The organism is Paenibacillus sp. EKM10P (assembly GCF_011800655.1).
Classification (GTDB): domain Bacteria; phylum Bacillota; class Bacilli; order Paenibacillales; family Paenibacillaceae; genus Paenibacillus; species Paenibacillus polymyxa.
In genome coordinates this window covers 269,889-289,450 of sequence record NZ_JAALET010000001.1, presented here as the reverse complement: position 1 = coordinate 289,450, position 19,562 = coordinate 269,889, and the positions used below count along the sequence as shown (strand labels likewise).

The 19,562-nt window shown below is 47.6% G+C and carries 15 protein-coding genes; 1 reads left to right on the top strand and 14 read right to left on the bottom strand.

Going from position 1 to position 19,562, the window contains the following annotated elements:
• Positions 1-3: 3 nt before the first annotated feature.
• From galU to thpR, 9 genes are all read right to left on the bottom strand, one after another.
• On the bottom strand, positions 4-894 hold the full coding sequence (gene galU, locus HFE01_RS01020; protein WP_025364257.1) for a UTP--glucose-1-phosphate uridylyltransferase GalU: 891 nt from the start codon (positions 892-894) through the stop codon (positions 4-6).
• A gap of 42 nt (positions 895-936) precedes the next feature.
• Positions 937-1,575 (bottom strand): CpsD/CapB family tyrosine-protein kinase, encoded by a 639-nt coding sequence (locus tag HFE01_RS01015; protein WP_107734036.1) that lies wholly within the window; start codon positions 1,573-1,575, stop codon positions 937-939.
• Entirely contained in the window at positions 1,559-2,302 is a 744-nt protein-coding gene (locus tag HFE01_RS01010) for a YveK family protein (protein ID WP_013369812.1), read from the bottom strand. The genes HFE01_RS01015 and HFE01_RS01010 overlap by 17 nt, the downstream gene beginning before the upstream one ends.
• Positions 2,303-2,579: 277 nt before the next feature.
• On the bottom strand, positions 2,580-3,224 hold the full coding sequence (locus HFE01_RS01005; protein WP_107734037.1) for a response regulator: 645 nt from the start codon (positions 3,222-3,224) through the stop codon (positions 2,580-2,582).
• 116 nt (positions 3,225-3,340) lie between these two features.
• Positions 3,341-4,978: a sensor histidine kinase gene (locus HFE01_RS01000; RefSeq protein ID WP_167438291.1), complete on the bottom strand. Its 1,638-nt coding sequence runs from the start codon at positions 4,976-4,978 to the stop codon at positions 3,341-3,343.
• 322 nt (positions 4,979-5,300) lie between these two features.
• Positions 5,301-9,899 (bottom strand): glutamate synthase large subunit, encoded by a 4,599-nt coding sequence (gene gltB, locus HFE01_RS00995; RefSeq protein ID WP_044785745.1) that lies wholly within the window; start codon positions 9,897-9,899, stop codon positions 5,301-5,303.
• Between the two features lie 461 nt (positions 9,900-10,360).
• The gene (locus tag HFE01_RS00990; protein ID WP_025364253.1) at positions 10,361-11,044 is read right to left on the bottom strand and encodes a metal-dependent hydrolase; all 684 of its coding nucleotides are present in this window, start codon (positions 11,042-11,044) and stop codon (positions 10,361-10,363) included.
• A 169-nt stretch (positions 11,045-11,213) separates the two neighbouring features.
• Positions 11,214-12,026 carry a cell wall hydrolase gene (locus HFE01_RS00985; protein ID WP_016821264.1) on the bottom strand — a complete coding sequence of 271 codons (813 nt, stop codon included), beginning with the start codon at positions 12,024-12,026 and terminating at the stop codon, positions 11,214-11,216.
• 111 nt (positions 12,027-12,137) lie between these two features.
• Entirely contained in the window at positions 12,138-12,704 is a 567-nt protein-coding gene (gene thpR, locus HFE01_RS00980; protein WP_107734038.1) for an RNA 2',3'-cyclic phosphodiesterase, read from the bottom strand.
• Positions 12,705-12,930: 226 nt separating this feature from the next.
• Here thpR and HFE01_RS00975 point away from each other — a divergent pair, with 226 nt between their 5' ends.
• The gene (locus HFE01_RS00975) at positions 12,931-13,887 is read left to right on the top strand and encodes a D-2-hydroxyacid dehydrogenase (RefSeq protein WP_107734039.1); all 957 of its coding nucleotides are present in this window, start codon (positions 12,931-12,933) and stop codon (positions 13,885-13,887) included.
• A 4-nt stretch (positions 13,888-13,891) separates the two neighbouring features.
• Here HFE01_RS00975 and HFE01_RS00970 read toward each other — a convergent pair whose 3' ends face one another.
• The 5 genes from HFE01_RS00970 to HFE01_RS00950 all read right to left on the bottom strand — a co-directional run bounded on the left by HFE01_RS00970 (position 13,892) and on the right by HFE01_RS00950 (position 19,548).
• Positions 13,892-14,878, bottom strand: a complete 987-nt coding sequence (locus HFE01_RS00970; protein ID WP_107734040.1) for a TRM11 family SAM-dependent methyltransferase — start codon at positions 14,876-14,878, stop codon at positions 13,892-13,894.
• A 21-nt stretch (positions 14,879-14,899) separates the two neighbouring features.
• Positions 14,900-15,844, bottom strand: a complete 945-nt coding sequence (locus HFE01_RS00965; protein ID WP_107734041.1) for an MsnO8 family LLM class oxidoreductase — start codon at positions 15,842-15,844, stop codon at positions 14,900-14,902.
• A 71-nt stretch (positions 15,845-15,915) separates the two neighbouring features.
• On the bottom strand, positions 15,916-17,331 hold the full coding sequence (locus HFE01_RS00960) for a deoxyguanosinetriphosphate triphosphohydrolase family protein (RefSeq protein WP_107734042.1): 1,416 nt from the start codon (positions 17,329-17,331) through the stop codon (positions 15,916-15,918).
• 265 nt (positions 17,332-17,596) lie between these two features.
• On the bottom strand, positions 17,597-18,508 hold the full coding sequence (nikC, locus tag HFE01_RS00955) for a nickel transporter permease (RefSeq protein WP_017426445.1): 912 nt from the start codon (positions 18,506-18,508) through the stop codon (positions 17,597-17,599).
• 35 nt (positions 18,509-18,543) lie between these two features.
• Positions 18,544-19,548, bottom strand: coding sequence for an ABC transporter permease (locus HFE01_RS00950; protein ID WP_017426444.1), 1,005 nt, complete (start codon positions 19,546-19,548; stop codon positions 18,544-18,546).
• Between the last annotated feature and the right edge of the window lie 14 nt (positions 19,549-19,562).

Sequence of the window (19,562 nt, the reverse complement as noted above, 5' to 3'; positions counted from 1 at the left end):
CTCTCAACCCGCTGTGGTTGCTTTCTCGGTTTTTTTCAGCCATTCATTCATGGCCTCCATAACCGGATACTTCAAATCATCGCTGGCAAGTGCAAATTCAAGAGTGGTTAAAATATATCCAAGACGTTCACCTACGTCATAACGCGTGCCTTCAAAGTCGTAGGCGTACACACGTTCACTCTGATTCAGCTTTTGGATCGCATCCGTCAACTGAATTTCGCCGCCAGCTCCTTTTTCCTGAAGATCAAGATATTTGAAAATTTTCGGTGAGAACACATAGCGACCCATAATAGCCAAATCGGATGGGGCTGTGCCTGGAGCCGGTTTTTCAATAAAATTATTCACTCGGTACAATCGTCCGTCCTGTTGGTCCGGTTCAATGATGCCATACCGGTTCGTGAATTCCTGTGGTACCCGCTGCACACCGATCACAGAGTTTTGCGTTTCCTCATATTGATCCATCAGCTGGCGCAGGCAAGGTTTTTGACCTGTTACGATATCGTCGCCCAGCAGCACACCAAATGGCTCGTCCCCGATAAAGCGTCTTGCGCACCATACCGCATGTCCAAGACCTTTGGGTTCTTTCTGGCGAATGTAATGAATTTCCACACCTGAAGAACGCTGTACTTCCTCCAGAAGCTTCAGCTTACCGTCCTCGAGCAGTTTGGATTCCAGCTCAAATGCGTTGTCAAAGTGGTCCTCAATGGCACGTTTACCTTTACCCGTAACGATAATGATGTCCTCGATACCAGAAGCAATCGCTTCTTCCACGATATATTGAATCGTAGGCTTATTGATAATCGGGAGCATTTCCTTAGGCATTGCTTTGGTGGCAGGGAGGAAGCGCGTTCCCAATCCTGCTGCTGGAATAATGGCCTTTTTCACTTTTTTCATCATCGCACTCATTCTCCTTGCTTCATCGAATTTTGGTGTTGCTTACTTCACCTGATTCATCACAATTCCAACCAGCGTCGCGCTAGCCTGCTCCATGAGTTGCTTCGTTTTGCGTAGATCTTCCCGTTTGGTCCGGCCATGTTTGGCAACGAGAATCACACCATCCGTCAAGCCTGCAATCAGGCGAGCATCCGTATAATACAGCGCTGGCGCCGAATCGAGTAATATGATGTCATATTCACGTTTGAGTTCTTCCAACAGCTCTGCCATACGTTCGCTACCGAGCAGATCTGCTGCGTTATACAGACTGTCCCCACCAGGAACAACCGATAGTTCCAGTCCACCATGCCTAACGATAGATTTGGAAGAAGCCCCACCGCGCAAATAAGCCGATAGACCTCCGGTATTCTCCATTCCGAATATCTCGTGCAGCGCTGGTTTATGCAGATTGCAATCCACCAGAGCCACCTTCTTGCCTTCTTGAGCAAAGGAAACTCCGATGTTGGCGATCATTGTTGTTTTCCCCGCTCCGCTTTCCGGCGAGGTTAACAAAAGAACCGTCCCACGGTCCTTTTGCCCGACCACCTGCTGCCGGATGTATGTACGGAGGGATCGAAATGATTCCGAGATATACGATGATGGATTACTTTCTGTAATCAACATGTCATTCAATCGCAGCATATTTACGCTCCCCTACCCGTTCTTTGGAATTTCCGGCCACTCCATCGATGTCCTTCTTGCGAATGACAGGAATCGATGCAATTACCGGAATGCCGATGTCTGCATCCGCTTCTTTTTCCGTGCGCAGCGTGCCGTTAATGCTTTCCAGGAACACAATCGTGCCCAGCGCAATCATCAGCGATACGAGAAAACTAATCGCAATATTCATGAGCGGATTCCCATTAATCGGGTCAGGATTGGCTTGCGGGTCCGCTTCATTTAAAATTTTCACATTATTTAATTCCATCAATCCCGGAACCGTCTGCACGAATTTCTGGGTTACTGCGTTTACAACCGCTGCGGCCTGGGGATAATTCCCTGCCTCAAACGTCAAGCCGATTACCTGACTTTTATCCGAGGATTTAATTTGCAGCTTCTCTGCCAACTTTTGCGACGTCAAATTGAACTCAGGATGAGTCGCTACCACAGCGTCCATAATTTTAGGTGAAGTGAGAATTTGCTTGTAGCTTTCCACCAAATTAAGACTTGTGTTGACGTCATTCAGATTGTTACTCCCCTGCTTGGCGGAAATATGATTAACCAGCAGTTGGCTTGAAGCGGAGTAGACTGGCTTTACGACATTGTCGCTCACAATGTAAGTCGTTACACATGAGAGAATGACAAAAATCGCAATCAGCCACAATCTTTTTTTGATCAGGACTAGATAATCCAAAATGGTTTTCTCCACAAAAATCCTCCCTCCCATACAATTTCTCTTCTTATTTTAAGTATGATCTAATTGTAACAATCCGTTGTATTAACGACATGGAACCGAACGGCACTTTCTCCCTCACTACAGAGGAAGGGAGATGTATACTTTTGGACACGGCATGGTATACTTTTGTACCATACTTTGTCGATTATGGTAAATACACAAGAAAAAATCCTCAAAACCACCAAAGTTGGTGATTTTGAGGATTTCTCTATACCACTCGCATATTGAAACTACTGCGTAGCTTATGGGGTTAGCGCATCATCATATTGGTTGGCTCGTACTTCGCTAGACCAATCGCATTGGCATATAATGCTGCCTGCGTACGATCTGCCAGTCGCAGCTTGGCCAAGATCTGACTGACATGCTTTTTGACGGTGAACTCACTGATAAATAACCGGGATGCTATTTCACGATTGCAAGCCCCTTGTCCCAGCTCGACCAGCACTTCCTTTTCCTTGGGTGTCAGGTCGTCCGTGAGATTGCCAGCATCTTCACGCAGCTTATTTTCGAGAATAGCCGGATCATAATATTTGCGTCCTTTGTTGACAAGATGAATCGCGTAAATTAGTTCCTCAGGCAAAGCCTCCTTAAGCACGTAACCGTCCACAGAGGCTTCCTCCGCTTTCAGAAAATCTTCACGTGTTGCAGAAGAGGTCAGCAAAATAAATTTGCTTTTGAACCCGCGTCCGCGCGCTATCTTGATAATATCCAGACCTGATTCATCAGCTAATTTCAAATCCAGCAGCACCAAATCCGGATCCGTTTCCTCGATCACCGCAAGTGCTTCCTGTTGATTCTGGGCCTCTCCCGCGAACTGAACATTGGGCTGCATGGATATAACCGCAGCGAGTCCTTTCCGTACTAAAGGATGATCATCGACAATGACAATTTTCATGATTCGGCCTCCTGTCTACAGTTCAGGATTTGCATAATCCCTATGTATCCGATTGTTACCGCAGATTTTGTATTGCAGAATGTTCACACAATTTATTTAAGGATTTTGTAAAATCCTCATTCATAAGCATTTACCGGAATGGACAATCGGATCTGTGTTCCCTCTCCGATTCGACTTGAAATATCAAATTCGCCTCCCATCGATTGAGCTAAATATTCCATATTCATCATGCCCAGGCCCCCGCCTGCACTGACCGCCTCACCTCCTGCTACCATTCTCGCCGTCTCAAACCCTACTCCGTCGTCATGAATAGACAGTCTAATCACTTGGGGCGTCAATTTTAACTTCACATCAATTCGCTTGGCCAATCCATGACGGATTGCGTTCCCCGCCGCTTCGGAAATGATGCGGAACAAAGCCTTTTGGTACAAATACGGAAGTGAATAATGATCACCATGGATGTCAAAATCAATTTGTACATGGTTCAGCTTGGAGAGTGTATGCAGATGACTTTTCACCGTCCCCAACCAAGTTGATCCTCCGCTTTTTTTCGAGCTTAGACTATGAATTGCCCCCTTCAGCTCTCTAACCGCTTGATTGGCCGATTGCTGAATTAGATCAATTTGTTCCTCCACCTGCTCCTTAGGCTGATGGCACCAAGTCTGCCGGAGAGAATGCGTTGCATACACAATACCAAAAAGACTTTGTGAAACATTGTCATGCATTTCATTTGCAATCCGGTTCTGCTCATTCGTCACAATCAACTGATTCTCAATACGCTCCAGCTCATAGCGTTCCAAAAACACAGCACTCAGCTCAGCTAAGAATATCAGTTGTTGCACAAGCCAGCGTCTTCCTGTCAAACTTTGATCCGGTCCCAGCTTGAGGCCAATCGTCGCTACAAAGCGGGTCGTCATCGGTACGGTGATCATGAGAAAGTCGCCCCATTCCGGCAGATGTCTGAAAAATGGTTCGCGCTCTTCCCTGAACTCCTCCCGGTAATTCTCCAGTTCCTCGAATAGCTGTTCCTCTTCCTCTACCGTCCAGCCTGTCTGGCTGCTTGCCGGCGCATCTTCCTCCTGACTATCCAGCCAGAAAAATGCACGGCTCTGCTTGGTTAACTTGACAGTGTAATCCGAGATGACCTGACCTAGATTTAATGCCTCATTATGGCTGGTCGTCTCCATGATGTGGTAAATCGACTTGATATGATCCATCGTCTCATTGGCTTGTTCTTTAGCCACCTTCAGTTCGTCCTTCATGACGCGAATAACCTGCATTGCCATAGTGGTTACGATCAATACCAGAAACAGATTAATGTTCTGCAATATAAGATCCCACAAAAAATATTGACCTGGTGTAAAAAAGATATAACAAAATGTGAGCACCAAACCGATATAAAAAAGTAGGAGCGTCCAGCTGTACCTCATAGATAGATGAGCACAAGCTACCAGCATGGGAGTAATCACATACCATTTGAACGGGCTATTGATCCCTCCGGTCGGGAATAACAGCAAAATGATCCCTGCGGTTTCTAGTGCAATACTGCATTTCAATACCATATCATGAAGTCTGTATTTACGGTAAATCCAAGTAAATGCTGTAACGGATAAAAATAGAAAAACAATCAGTAATAGCTTTTGCCATACCATTAATCTAGATGTTTCGAACAGAAAAACAAGTGATGTTAAAGATAATGATACATAACGGTATAAAAAAATCATTTTGTCTTCTGCTGACTTCTTCAACTTCATCCTGTCACCCTATTCTGTGTTTTGAAGGGACGATGGGCATATTAGGTTTGTTTGCGTACTCTAAAAAAATCATAACCAATCCAAAAATAAATAACAAGACATAAACTCTTACGTAAACGGTTACATTCCAAAAAATTTGGTACTTTTTATAACATATTTACCGTTTCAGGAAAACATTTTGGGGGTAATGTCAGAATTTATGACGTTTGTCAAGGTAATAAATCACATTTTTATCAGCCTAAAAAAAGGACTTGCTGGCACCGCCGTGACTATAACAGCGGTATTCAGCAAGTCCTTTTTAGTGAATTTGGCGGTCTGCTTTTTAGCCCCCGGTACGCGCCAACTCACGCATATTGGCTTCAAATGCTGCCAGTAGAGCTTCATCCCCGCTCAAACCGGTCGCCTCTTCTTTTTGGATCTGTTCAACCATACGCTTGTAATCCTTTGGAATCACCCGTACAAATTGCTGAATCGCAGTCTGCCATTCATCCAAAATACGTTGTCCTGCTTCACTACCCGTGTAAGTGACATGGCGCTGAATCAAGCCGCGCAAATCCGCTGCTTCTGCAGGGTCCTCCACATCTTCCAGCAACACCATCTCCAGATTACAACGGCTCAGGAACGTTCCTTCAGGATCATAGACGTATGCAATACCTCCGGACATCCCGGCTCCAAAGTTCCGTCCGGTTCCACCCAATACAGCTACACGTCCGCCCGTCATGTATTCGCAGCCATGATCACCAACGCCCTCAACAACAATACGTGCGCCGGAATTCCGAACGGCAAAGCGCTCGCCTGCGATTCCGTTAATATAAGCTTCACCACTGGTCGCTCCATACAAGGCTGTATTTCCGATAATAATGTTCTCTTCAGCCTTAAAGGTCGCTTTGTGAGATTTCTTTACAATAACTTTACCGCCAGATAGCCCTTTACCGACATAGTCATTGCTATCGCCTTCGACGCTCAACGTGATACCTTTCGGAATAAAGGCTCCGAAGCTCTGACCTGCCGATCCAATGAAGTTAAAGCGAATCGTATCCTCAGGCAGACCTGCCGCTCCATACTTACGTGTAACCTCGCTGCCCAGAATCGTACCTACCGCCCGATTCACGTTAGTAATAGGCAAGGTACCCTCCACAGGCGTTCCGCTCTCCAGTGCTTCCGCAGCCATCGGTACGAGCTTCTGCATATCAAGTGTTTCTTCCAGACCGTGGTTTTGGCGCTGTACACGGTAACGTACACTTCCATCTTCCAACTCAGGAACATGCAGTAGCAAGCTCAGATCTACGCCCTTCTTCTTCCAGTGCGAATCGGCGTTCACGGTATCCAGACAATCCGTACGGCCAATCATTTCCTGAATCGTGCGGAATCCCAGCTCCGCCATAATTTCACGGACATCTTCTGCGATGAAACGCATAAAATTCACCACATGGGCTGGATCACCCATATAATTTTTGCGCAACTCTGGATTCTGCGTAGCCACACCAACCGGACAGGTATCCATTTGGCATACCCGCATCATAATACAGCCCAACGCCACAAGCGGCGCTGTGGAGAAGCCGTATTCTTCCGCACCCAACAGGGCAGCTACGACCAAATCACGTCCAGACAGCATCTTACCGTCTGTCTCCAGTACCACGCGGTCGCGCAGGTTGTTCAGCATGAGCGTCTGATGCGTCTCAGCCAGCCCCAGCTCCCACGGCATACCCGCATGGCGGATGGAGCCTTGCGGGGAAGCGCCTGTACCACCGTCATAACCGCTGACCAGAATAATGTCAGCACGGCCTTTGGCTACCCCTGTAGCAATCGTGCCTACACCTACCTCTGATACCAGCTTTACGTTAATATCAGCACGTGGATTGGCGTTTTTGAGATCATAGATGAGCTCTGCCAAATCCTCGATAGAATAAATATCGTGATGCGGTGGTGGCGAAATCAGGCCTACTCCTGGCGTTGAACCGCGTACCTCGGCGACCCAAGGATACACCTTGCGTCCTGGTAGTTGCCCACCTTCGCCCGGCTTCGCGCCTTGCGCCATTTTAATCTGAATTTCGTCGGCATTCACCAAGTAGTTAGACGTGACACCAAATCGGCCAGATGCCACCTGCTTGATCGAACTGCGACGTGAATCACCATTAGCATCCGGGATGAAACGCGCAGGGTTTTCCCCGCCCTCACCCGTGTTGCTCTTGCCACCGATCCGATTCATCGCAATCGCCAAATCTTCATGCGCTTCCTGGCTAATGGAGCCAAAAGACATAGCCCCTGTTTTAAAGCGGCGCATAATCGATGCAGCAGATTCCACTTCATCCAGCGGCACAGGCTCACCAGCAGGCTTCAATTGAAGCATGGAGCGAATCGTCAAATGTTGTTCAGATTCACCCTGTACCAGCTTGGTATACTTCTTGTAAAGCTCGTAGTCTCCCGAGCGAACGGACTGCTGGAGCAAATGCACTGTTTGCGGGTTAAACAAATGCTCTTCTCCATCGTTGCGCCATTGGTATTCGCCGCCCGAATCGAGCACCTTGTCATTGCCGTCCTTATCAGTGAAAGCACGGTTATGGTGGGCCAGCGCTTCCATCGTCACTTCCTCCAGACCAATACCGCCAATGCGGGAAGGTGTCCATGTGAAATAACGGTCAACGAAATCCTGCTTCAGGCCTACGGCCTCGAAAATTTGCGCTCCACGGTACGACTGAATCGTGGAAATACCCATTTTGGACAATATTTTAACAACGCCCTTGGTTGCCGCTTTAATATAATTTTTAACTGCTTTTTCGTGCGAGATGCCGCGCAGCAAGCCCTGTTGAATCATGACATCCAGCGTTTCAAACGCCAGATACGGATTAACCGCGCTCACACCGTAGCCCAAAAGCACCGCATAATGGTGAATATCTCTTGGCTCCCCGGATTCCAGCAAAATGCTCACACGTGTGCGTGTACCCTGCTTAATCAGATGGTGATGCAGGCTGGAAACAGCTAGCAACGCTGGAATGGCTGCATTTTCTGCGTCCACTCCACGGTCAGACAGAATCAGAATGTTATGACCTTTGTCAATGACACGGTCAGCCGCCTCAAACAGTCCTTCCAGCGCCTTGTATAAGCCCTCAGCACCTTCTTTTGCTTCAAAGAAGATCGGAATGGTCATGGATTTGAAGCCTGGACGGTGTACGTGACGAATTTTAGCAAACTCTTCATTCGACAGCACCGGCGAATCCAACCGAATCTGGCGACAGCTTTCCGGTTCTGGGTGCAGTAAATTGCGCTCTGGTCCAATCGTCGTTGCAGTTGACGTCACTATTTCTTCACGAATGGCGTCAATCGGCGGGTTGGTAACCTGAGCAAACATTTGTTTAAAGTAATTGTACAAACGTTGCGGACGGTCAGACAATACCGCCAATGGAGCATCATACCCCATTGAGCCAATCGGTTCCGCACCTGTAAGTGCCATCGGCTCCAGAAGTTTGCGTAGTTCTTCAAACGTATATCCAAAAGCGAGTTGCAACTGATTTACATTTTCATGTTTCGGCTCTGGCTGCTCCAGTGCTTCAGGCAGATCATCCAGATCAATCAAATGCTCATCCAGCCACTGCTGATAAGGTTCTTCGGATGCAATGCGCTCCTTTAACTCTTCATCAGAAACGATGCGACCTTCTTGGGTATCCACCAGGAGCATACGCCCTGGACGGAGACGATCCTTATAAAGCACATTTTCGGGAGCAATATCCAATACGCCCGCCTCAGATGACAGTGCAATCAGATCGTCCTTGGTCACATAGTAACGTGCAGGACGCAGGCCGTTGCGGTCAAGAATCGCCCCGATTTGGATACCGTCTGTAAACGCCATCGCAGCAGGTCCGTCCCACGGCTCCATCATGGTGCTATGATATTCATAAAATGCCCGTTTCTTCGGGTCCATGGTCTCATGCTTGTTCCAAGGCTCAGGTACCATCATCATGGCTACATGAGGAAGCGAACGTCCACTCAGATACAGAAACTCCAGCGTATTATCAAACATAGCTGTATCCGAGCCATCTGGGTTGATGACAGGTTTAACCTTCTTGATATCGTTGCCAAACGCTTCGCTTTCAAACTGTGCCTGACGCGCATGCATCCAGTTTACGTTGCCGCGCATGGTATTAATTTCACCGTTGTGAATCATAAAACGATAAGGATGCGCACGGTCCCAGCTCGGGAACGTATTCGTACTAAAACGAGAATGGACCAGCGCGATCGCCGATGTCACCCGCTCATCCTGCAAATCCAGATAAAATTTACCTACCTGCTCGGTTGTCAGCATTCCTTTGTATACAACCTTGCGACATGACAAACTTGGAATATAGAACGACTCACCATTCATATCCTCTTGGTTATAGCGAATAGCAAGCTCTGCACGTTTACGAATGACATACAGTTTCCGTTCAAAATCCAGTTCTTCCTTCAAATCGCTACTGCGGCCGATGAACACCTGACGTACGCCAGGTTTAGCTGCTTTTGCCGATTTACCCAGCATTTCGTCATACGTTGGAACATCGCGAAAGCCCAGACAGTTCTGGCCCTCGTCCACAATGATTTCTCTAAGCTTCTGCTCATGCAGCTCACGAACTTTTGGATCATTGGATACAAAAAGCATACCCACGCCATATTGTCCGGCCTTTGGCAATTTGAAGCCCAATCGCTCCGCTTCCTCTTGAAAAAACAGATGCGGAACCTGAATCATGATCCCTGCTCCGTCACCGGAGTTTGGTTCACTTCCCTGACCGCCCCGATGCTCCATGTTTACGAGCATGGTCAAAGCCTGACTTACAATATCGTGCGATGGTTTTCCCTTGATGTGGGCAACAAAGCCCATGCCGCAGGCGTCTTTTTCGAATTGGGGATCATATAGTCCCTGTTTGGGTGGTAAACCTGTCTGTCTCATGGAACGCAACCTTTCTGTTATAAAGTCATGCTGGCCTGAAATACAGGCGGCCGAATAGAAGACAGTGGCAACAAGAGGTAAATCAAAGAACAACTACGAGGAATGGGGGACAAAAAACATAAGACGTATTCAAGGCGGTACGGTCCGCCGAATGCGCATGTTTTTCAATAATTATGCAATGGCTTGACTTGAAAAACACGTCGATTCCACTGATGAATCTAATTAGTTCTATCATTTTATCATTGACCTATTGTGTTAGCAATTCAAAGTTTTTATGGTTGTGATAATAAATCTTTTACATTACAGCTTCAACGTACCAATGCAAAAATATATCATTTTTATGTATAAATATTCATTAAAAAAATCAGCCTTTTCTATTCCTAAGGAACAGAAAAGGCTGACAAAGGAGTTTAATATACATACGGACCATCATGTACATTCCCGCAAATCGACAAACCGTATTAAAATTCGAGACTTTCGCCTGGCTTCAATGCTTTCCCTTCAATACCTTCTTTATGAAGACGGTCACAGAAGCCGTCTCCGTCCTGCTCTATGCCGGGAAAAGTATTGTAATGCACCGGTATCACGCGGCTTGCCCGTAGCCATTTCGCTGCCAGCAAAGCATCCTCCGGTCCCATTGTATAACCATCTCCGATCGGCAATACTGCGGCATCAATGGAGTTGGTTTCTCCAATGAGACGCATATCGCCAAACAAGCCGGTATCCCCTGCATGGAAAAATGTTTTGCCTCCCATAGTCAATAAAATCCCCGCAGGCTCTCCCATGTAGATGGTTTGTCCGTTCACTGTCAAAGAGGAGCTGTGGAACGCCAGCGTAAATTTCACATGAAAACCGTCAAATTGGTGACCACCACCCAGATTCATACCGTGAGCTTTCGTTCCCAAGGATGCACAATATTCAGCCAGTTCCGCCACCGCAATTACAGGGCAATCATTGCGCTTGGCAATTTCAACTGCATCACCAAAATGATCGGCGTGACCGTGTGTCAACAGCACTGCATCCACCTGAATATCTTCGGCCTGTACGGTTGCTTTAGGATTCCCCGTCAAAAAAGGATCGACAATAATCCGTTTCCCCTCTGCCTCCACCAACACAACTGAATGTCCATAATATGTGATTTTCATAACATTTACGCCTCCTTTGTCACTTTCATTATTTAGGTTACTTTCCTTTACCTATTATACCTCTTTTGCATACCGGCTTCACCTGCGCACACAAAATACGCTCACAAAGCTGAACCCTGTTGTTTAGAAAGGGCTGTTATTTGTCGCTCATGGGATTTATACCAAATGCTCATTTATAAAAGGTATGATGACCGATTGTTTTAACCTTGGTACGCGAATGATGAACCGTAAGGTCCTGGGCCAACGTAAGCGAAAGGAAAAAACAGGTATTATCAGGCACGGCTTTATGGCCATTCAAAGCGGCCGTAACTGCACGTATGCAGTCCTGGTTAGGCTGAACACGACGAAGACGCCCGTTCGCAACCGGACTAAATTGCGCTTTTTGATAAATCACTGCCTGAATCGTATCGGGAAATGAGGCTGACCGCAGCCGGTTTAAGACAACGTTGGCAACTGCCACTTTGCCTTCGTACGGTTCGCCTTCTGCTTCTGCCATCACTATTTTTTGCAGCAGGAGCAGTTCTTTAGCGGAGACAGGATAGCTCCAGGTAGACAACGCCTTGTCATCCTGAGTGAGCATTTTTGTCTTCGTAAAGTAGATGGTTGTAGGAGGGGTTAGGATTGCGGACTTGCTATGCTGGACCTCAGGCTTTTTCTTGCCTGTAACAGCGTTATTCCGAGCTTGTTCCACCTGCTTCATCTGGGAAGCGGGTAACGGAGTCGGCATGATTTCTTTCCAGCTTGGCTGCCCATGAGCAGCGACAAAGATGGGGCTTGTCCTGTTTGACCCGTTATGGGTCCCCATCCTGTCGCCATATGTAGGAACCGAAGTGTTCCCTGACCAGCTCAGAGATTGCATAGGTGCATTTTTATGATTATTCTGTGTTTGCTGAACCTCAGCGTAGAGGCCTATCCCCAATATACAAACAAGCAGCACACTCAAAAGAGGTGCAAACCAACGATGTTCTTTAACGATTTCCATAATGTTCCTCCCGTTAACTTTAAGCACATTCCTCAGATATGTAACCCAAAATGCGCTTTTTGAATAACGCTGAAACACTATATCACTAAATTCGCTGATAGATCAAGGGTTTCACCTCATTAATGGGAATGTTTGAATTATTTGGTACATTGGTTTTTGTCCCATTCGGGTTGCATATAATACAAATTCCCCCACTTCCCAAGGCTCGCCGCTTCGGTCATCTGACTGCCACACAGACGCTGAAACAGGCTCCCCTCCTGTATATGAACGTGCTACAGTGATATGAGGTCGATAAGGTCGTTCCTCGGGTTTAAAACCCAGCGGTTCGGTAGCTCGAAGTATGGACTGGTACAGCTGATCCAGTGACTCTCGCTGCCCGGTCACTCCCCTCCATAGTACACGCGGAAAATCTTCGCGTCCAAAAAAGCCTGCTTGACCCATGCCAAGCGTGAACGGGCGATGCTCAGCTGCAGCATGAACTAGAGCCTGCTCAAGTTTTGGAATAACCGAATTCGCCACATCACCCAGAAACTGAAGTGTCACGTGGTAATCTCTGAAGTCACTCCATTTGCGGAAAGACAAATTACTCAAATCCTGCTCTACCCAATGACGTAACTTCTTCTTGTGCTGGTCCGGGAGAGCTATCGCTGTAAAGAGTCTTTGCGATTCACCTTTCATCAATCTCTTCTCCTTTCTTATAAATATCCCTTACATATCCCAAAAAGTAGCTGTTTGGTTGGTCCCCAATCAGGGTAAAGCCACTTGTTGTTATATATGATGACACCGCGGGCTTGTTTCTACCCTTCTTATGCAAATTTTCCGACAATCTGTTATCCTTGAAGGGATGGTTCGCCAGAATATATTGGAAACTCCAAGGAATCAAACATCGAGGAGGCTATGAATCATGGGAAGCATTTTAAGTTTACATCAATTGACGGATGATCAAAAAAAACAGGTTCGTGCAGCGGCTCCAGGCTACGAGTTGCTTATTGGCAAAGCCCAGGAATTGGAGACTGAACAGATCCGTGAGGCCGAGGTTATTCTAGGCTGGTCCAAGCATATTGCCGAGGAAGCATTACATCCAGACAGCAAGCTAAAGTGGATACAAACCTGGTCGGCTGGGATTGATAAGCTCCCGCTTACCGAACTGGAAAAGCGCAACATTGCACTCACGAATACGAGTGGTGTACATGCGATTCCAATTACAGAGCAGATCTTTGGAATGCTGCTATCACATACCCGTTATTTACAGCAAGCGGCTCTCTTGCAGCGTCAGAAAACATGGCAGCCACCGGAAGGTCAACTGACGGAATTACGTGGCAAAACGCTGTTGATTACAGGCGTTGGCGAAATTGGCCGTGAAACAGCTCGGATTGCAGAAGCCTTTGGCATGCGAGTGATCGGGGTTCGCCGTTCCGGCAAGGAAGCTCCCCATGTAGAACACATGTACACAAACGAACAACTACATGAAGCATTGGGCGTTGCGGATATTGTGGTTAATATTTTGCCATTCACTGAAGAGACCCATCACTTCTTTGACGAAAAAGCATTTGCAGCGATGCGTAAAGGCGCCTTCTTCATTAATGTCGGTCGCGGCAAGACTGTTCATACAGATGCGCTGGTACGCTCGCTGGAACAAAAACATATTGCCTTTGCCGGACTGGATGTATTCGAGGAAGAACCGCTACCTGCGTCACATCCACTATGGGGCCTAGAGCATGTCCTGATTACGCCGCATATTGCAGGGGATACAGACCGATATGCTGAACGAGCGGTAGATATTTTTCTCACTAATTTGAAAGCCTATGCTACTGGTCAGAAGCTACCGCTGAATTTGGTTAACTACAAAACTCAGTATTAACAAGCTACTTACAGATCCAGATTTCCCGACTCATACCTGTCTTATAGATACGGCATTGCTCCATAACGGTCCAGCCTGACTCGGATAGCAATGTTGCCATCGGCTCCGTGCTCACAATCACTGTCCGCGCGGCCAGGCGTCTCAGACTGCGCAGCATCTTTTTTTGTTCGTCAGCAGGGAGCACGGAGCACAGGTTATAAGGCATATCCAATATAGCTGCATCATAATTACCTGTGAGCATGTTCATATCCCCCAGTTTCACCAGATCCTCTTCATATCCAAAATGGCGTAAATTCACTCGTGCCCCACGCACCGCCAACGGGTTGATATCACAGCCGCGAATATCCTTGCCCATACTCAATGCCTCAATCATTACATTGCCCATCCCACAACACGGGTCCAGCAGTTTCAAGGAGTCTGACTTTCCCTTAGATGCAGTTAGATCCGTTGCTGCCAAATTCACAAGTGCTCTGGCTACCAGAACGGGTAGTCCAGTAGAATAGTTTTGCGGCTTCTGACGACGTTCCTGCCACGATCTGTCGCTATACTCGCATATGCCCATTAGCCATCGTTCTCCTAATCGTATGACTCCTAGGATTACATCCGGTGTCTTCATTTGCGCCTGCCCCTGAATACGTGCGCCAATCCGGCGTTCTATCTCGCGCCGCTCGTCATAATCAGCCTCATTGTCCCCTTCTTTAAGGTACAGCACCTTAAAGGTCTTTCCTTCCTCAAGCTGTAACATGGAAGCTGCCTCGCATAGCTCCTCCAGCGTGTCCGCCTCGATGATGATATCCAGACGAAGATGGATAAACGGGCTGATCCCCGGCTCCAGCCGAAGATGGGACGACAGCATGGAACTATGCACAGGCTGTTGACCGAACAAGCACTTTAGTTCCAAAAGACACAATTCACGCTCGGTCTCATGACACGCATAGGTATATATGTAGCGAGGCTTCATTTTATCTGTATCGATTTTATATTTATTCATGTCAGTTCTCTTTTCATCTTTTCATTTGGAATCAAGACTACCATTCACAGCCTCCGCTATTAGTCGGTAGGAATGAAGCCGCTGCTCATAATCGGGAATGGGCGTGACCAACAGAAACTCATCATTATTATATTTGATCTGCAAGCTACGCAACCGTTCGGCAATAACCGATGGTGTTCCCACCAGCCAACTGGCTCGGATCGCTGGACCGCCTAATGAAATCTGAGCAGCCCATTGCTGCGCCAACTCATCTGTCGACGCACATACTGCTCCTACAGCAACCATAGTACGGGGCTTGTCCATCCGTGTGGACGGTTGAAAGCTAGAGCGGTAAATGCTTAGCATTTCTTCCGTTTGCTGTTCACTCATAAATTGGCCGAATACATAGCCCGTTGAATACTGCGCAGCATATTCGGCACTTTTTCGGTTGGTACCCAGCATCCACAGCACTGGCGGCTGTTCTGGCATTGGACGGGCACACACGGGGGTTTGTTCATATTCATATGTGCCTTCCAACAAAGCCAATAGAGCTTCCATCTTCTGTGGCAGCTCAGTCACATGTTGAAGAAAATTGCCGCTTAGTGCCATCGAAGCATGAGGCCCCCCGCCAGGGGCCCTCCCCAGACCCAATTCGACTCTGCCTGGATATAGAGCAGCCAGCAGATGAAACCATTCGGCGACCTTGACTGGACTATAATGCGGGAGCAATATAGCCCCCGCCCCCAGTTGGATGGTCGTCGTCACCGCCCCGATATGAGACAACAGCACTTCCGGACTGGAGGAAGCCAGCCCCTCCATATCGTGATGTTCGGAGGTCCAGTAGCGTGTATATCCCCATGCTTCCGCCTGTTTCGCCAGCTTTGCCGCCCATTGAACTGCTTGCTCCGGACGATTGCCGGGCAGCAGCGGTACCATATCAAGCACACCGAGATTCAACGAGTTAGTAGCTAAAGACTGAGGTTGCATATACGCCTTCTCCTCTCCCTTCTATCCGTTCTAAACAAGTTTCTTCTACTATATAGGGTTAAATAAAAACGTTAGTCCAGGTCATAAATGGAACCTACCTTCAGGCCATATAACTCATTATAAATTTTTTCAGCAAAAGCATCAGTCATGCCTGCAATATAGTCAATGACCATATGCTCCCATGTCCAGATTGGTTTGGCCTTGGCCTGGTCCCGCTCGTAGCGCTGGAGCCAATCGGTCGGAATAATGGACTTGGATGTTTCAGGGTCCAGAAAAGCCAACCATAACCGTCTAAGCATCCATTCACTGCGTTTTTGCAGACGCTGTACGCGCAGATCGCGGATCATGGTGACCCAAGCAAAGCTTTTTAATACACTCACCGTGCGCAGCATATCCAAATCCTCGCTTCCATCCCGTACGAAGGTTACCTTTTTCCAGTTTCCATCATCAATTACACCTAAGCTGCTGACAAACAGGCTGACCCAGTATGCTTTGACCTCCCGGCGGGTGCGAGAATAATCGTGTTCACATATCGGCATCTTCCCATTCCACACCTTCAAAAATTCGCTTAGTACCGCTGCGACCTTCTGCTCAATCTCAGCCAGTTGCCAGCCTTGCCAGAAGCTATCCTCCAACGTAGTGATTTTTTCCGTGATCAGACGAATTAAATATGGGTCATATAAGAAATGCTCGTGCACCTCAATTTTCCCTGCCTTAATCCCATCCTCCAAATCATGCGCGGAATAAGCAATATCGTCGCACAGATCCATGAGCTGGGCCTCCAGCGTTTTTTTACCGTCAGGGATGCCCCAATCCTCGCGGATCGAACGTATATATTCCCACTCATGCAGGTACAACCCTTTTTTGTTCAGAATCCCTGGATACGGGTATTTGTTGATTCCGAGCAATACAGCGTCCGACAAATTCAAACCATCCACATTCTCACGCTTCTCCAAAAACATAATCAGCCGAAAATTGTGCGCATTCCCTTCAAAATGCTCATAAATTTGTCGCTCGCGTGCATAGGCCTCAAGCCCACGCTTGGACTCTGGCGTAAAGCCACCAGCAGCGGATATCTTTTCTACCTTCGTCTCAATCAGTTGATCCAAAATCCCGTCCAGCACCTCTTCTCCCTTGTGTCCGAACGGTGGATGCCCAAAGTCATGTGCGATCGACGCACACTCCACCACCTCAGGGTCAATGATCAGTCCTGCGTTAGCCGCCTGTTCCAACTCTACCTCTGGATGACGGCGCAGCAAGCTTCGTGCTGCCTCACGCGCAATTTGTGCTACCTCCAAAGAATGCGTTAGCCGTGTGCGATAATAGTCGCCTGTGCCTGCGCCAAATACTTGTGATTTACCCTGCAACCGACGGAAAGTCGGTGAATGGATCAATCGGGAATAATCCCGTTCATATGCTGCCCGTGAAGCGTCGCTTCGTGTCTGCTCCGCAAATTGTCGATGCTCTCTTTTATTTTGCCATGTCATAAAGCCCACTCCCTACGTACTCAATTGGAGTGATTATACATTTTTTTCACGCCTCAGGAAAGTTTACATGACTTTCAGCAAGTAAAAACTACTTTTGGCACCATTGCTCAGTCGGATGGTGTTTCCGAAACAGCGAGAAATATCATAATAAAAAGATGTCCTCCAGCCATATATTCAGGCCAGGGAACACCTCTTTTTTCTTCTATTAAAATAGAAGTATATTATCTAAACTTGTAAAAACATATTAGAAACACGAAACGAAGTTCTAACGCTTCGCTCTTGGGTCCAAAACATCCCGCAGGCCATCACCCATCAGATTAAAGCCCAATACGGTCAGCATGATAGATATCCCCGGAAAAATAACTGTCCACGGCGCATTTTGGATATATTGCCGCGAATCGGACAGCATTTTGCCCCACTCGGGCTCAGGAGGTTGTGCACCCAAGCCCAGAAATCCGAGCGCTGCTGCTTCAATAATGGCCGTTCCGATCCCCAATGTTCCTTGTACGATGATCGGCGTCAGGCTATTAGGCAAAATATAACGGAGTATGATTCGCCGATTATTAGCTCCAAGCGCTCTGGCAGACGTAATATACTCCTCCGTTTTGACACTCAGCACCTTGGAGCGAACCAATCGTCCATACGTTGGCACATTGACAATGGCAATGGCGTATAACGCATTTTCCAACGAAGGCCCCAGAATGGCCACAATAGCAATTGCCAGCAAAATCCCCGGAAATGCCAGTAAAATGTCGAATAGGCGTGAGATGATCATATCAGCCCATTTTCCATAAAATCCAGCAATTAATCCTAAGGCAGTTCCTACAATCATGGAACCAATAACGGACAAGAAACCGACCCATAACGAGATTCTGGCGCCATACAGCGTACGAGTCAGCAAATCTCGGCCAAGATCATCGGTACCGAACCAATGCTCTGCGGAAGGAGGCTGCAAGCGGCTCACCAAATTTTGCTCTTTATAGTCAAAAGGAGCAATCCAGGGCGCGATCAAAGCAATGATGACAAAGAAGATAATAATGCTGAGACCGACGAACGCCATTTTATTGTGACGGAACGCTCTCCACGCGTCTCTCCAAGGGCCCGACACCACAGGCAATTGCGCCAATGTATTGCGTGTTGTCGGTATGTTATTGGGTTCGATTGAAAATTGTGACATCGGACATGCTCCCCCTTGACCAATTGACGACTTGATTACTGATAACGAATACGCCGGTCGAGAACAGCGTACAGCAAATCGACAATCAGATTAATGATGACGAACAGGAACGCAATGATTAGAATTCCGCTTTGGATAACCGGATAGTCACGCGAGCTGATCGCTTCAAAAATGTACCGTCCGATGCCGGGCCAGGCAAATATGGTCTCTGTCAGTACGGCGCCTCCCAGTAACGATCCGGTCTGAAGACCGATGACAGTAAGCACAGGGATCGCAGCATTTTTAAGCGCATGTTTGTATACGACTTGAAAAGATGCCAGCCCCTTCGCCCGAGCCGTTCGGATATAGTCCGCATCCATCACCTCCAGCATGCTGGAACGGGTAATACGCGCTATGACCGCCATTGGAATCGTTCCCAGTGCGATACTGGGCAGGATCAAATGCTTGATGACGGTCCATACCTGATCCATACGTCCACCTATGACCGCATCAATCACGGCTAAATGTGTCACAGCTTCCACCGGATCACGAGAATTCATACGTCCAATGGAAGGGAGCCAATGCAGCTTATTAGCAAAGATCCACTGCTCCATCAAGCCCAGCCAAAAAATCGGCATCGATACTCCGACCAGGGCAATGACCATGCTGACATAGTCAAACCAAGAGTTACGCTTCCAGGCACTTACGATGCCTGCATTCATACCCACGACAACGGCAAAAAACATGCTTGCTACCGTCAACTCCAGCGTAGCCGCCAGATAAGGAACCATTTCCCGGGCAATCGGCTGCCGGGTTCGAATGGAATCGCCCAAGTCCCCTCGTGCCAGCTCACTTAGATAGGTCCCATATTGCTGTAACCACGGCTTGTCCAGCCCTAATTGCTCACGTAGCGCCTGTTTGGACTGTTCCGTGGCCTTGTCCCCCAATATCGTTTCCGCCGGATCACCAGGAATAGCATGAATAATCGAAAACACGATAAGCGTCATCCCCAGCAATACGGGAATCAATATGGCCAGCCTTTTTACAATATATGAGTTCATATGCTATTCACCGC

Coding starts and splice junctions, on each gene's coding strand:
- galU (WP_025364257.1), bottom strand. CDS start 894: ATGAAAAAAGTGAAAAAGGCCATTATTCCAGCAGCAGGATTGGGAACG.
- HFE01_RS01015 (WP_107734036.1), bottom strand. CDS start 1,575: ATGCTGCGATTGAATGACATGTTGATTACAGAAAGTAATCCATCATCG.
- HFE01_RS01005 (WP_107734037.1), bottom strand. CDS start 3,224: ATGAAAATTGTCATTGTCGATGATCATCCTTTAGTACGGAAAGGACTC.
- HFE01_RS01000 (WP_167438291.1), bottom strand. CDS start 4,978: ATGAAGTTGAAGAAGTCAGCAGAAGACAAAATGATTTTTTTATACCGT.
- gltB (WP_044785745.1), bottom strand. CDS start 9,899: ATGAGACAGACAGGTTTACCACCCAAACAGGGACTATATGATCCCCAA.
- HFE01_RS00990 (WP_025364253.1), bottom strand. CDS start 11,044: ATGAAAATCACATATTATGGACATTCAGTTGTGTTGGTGGAGGCAGAG.
- HFE01_RS00985 (WP_016821264.1), bottom strand. CDS start 12,026: ATGGAAATCGTTAAAGAACATCGTTGGTTTGCACCTCTTTTGAGTGTG.
- thpR (WP_107734038.1), bottom strand. CDS start 12,704: ATGAAAGGTGAATCGCAAAGACTCTTTACAGCGATAGCTCTCCCGGAC.
- HFE01_RS00975 (WP_107734039.1), top strand. CDS start 12,931: ATGGGAAGCATTTTAAGTTTACATCAATTGACGGATGATCAAAAAAAA.
- HFE01_RS00970 (WP_107734040.1), bottom strand. CDS start 14,878: ATGAATAAATATAAAATCGATACAGATAAAATGAAGCCTCGCTACATA.
- HFE01_RS00965 (WP_107734041.1), bottom strand. CDS start 15,844: ATGCAACCTCAGTCTTTAGCTACTAACTCGTTGAATCTCGGTGTGCTT.
- HFE01_RS00960 (WP_107734042.1), bottom strand. CDS start 17,331: ATGACATGGCAAAATAAAAGAGAGCATCGACAATTTGCGGAGCAGACA.
- nikC (WP_017426445.1), bottom strand. CDS start 18,508: ATGTCACAATTTTCAATCGAACCCAATAACATACCGACAACACGCAAT.
- HFE01_RS00950 (WP_017426444.1), bottom strand. CDS start 19,548: ATGAACTCATATATTGTAAAAAGGCTGGCCATATTGATTCCCGTATTG.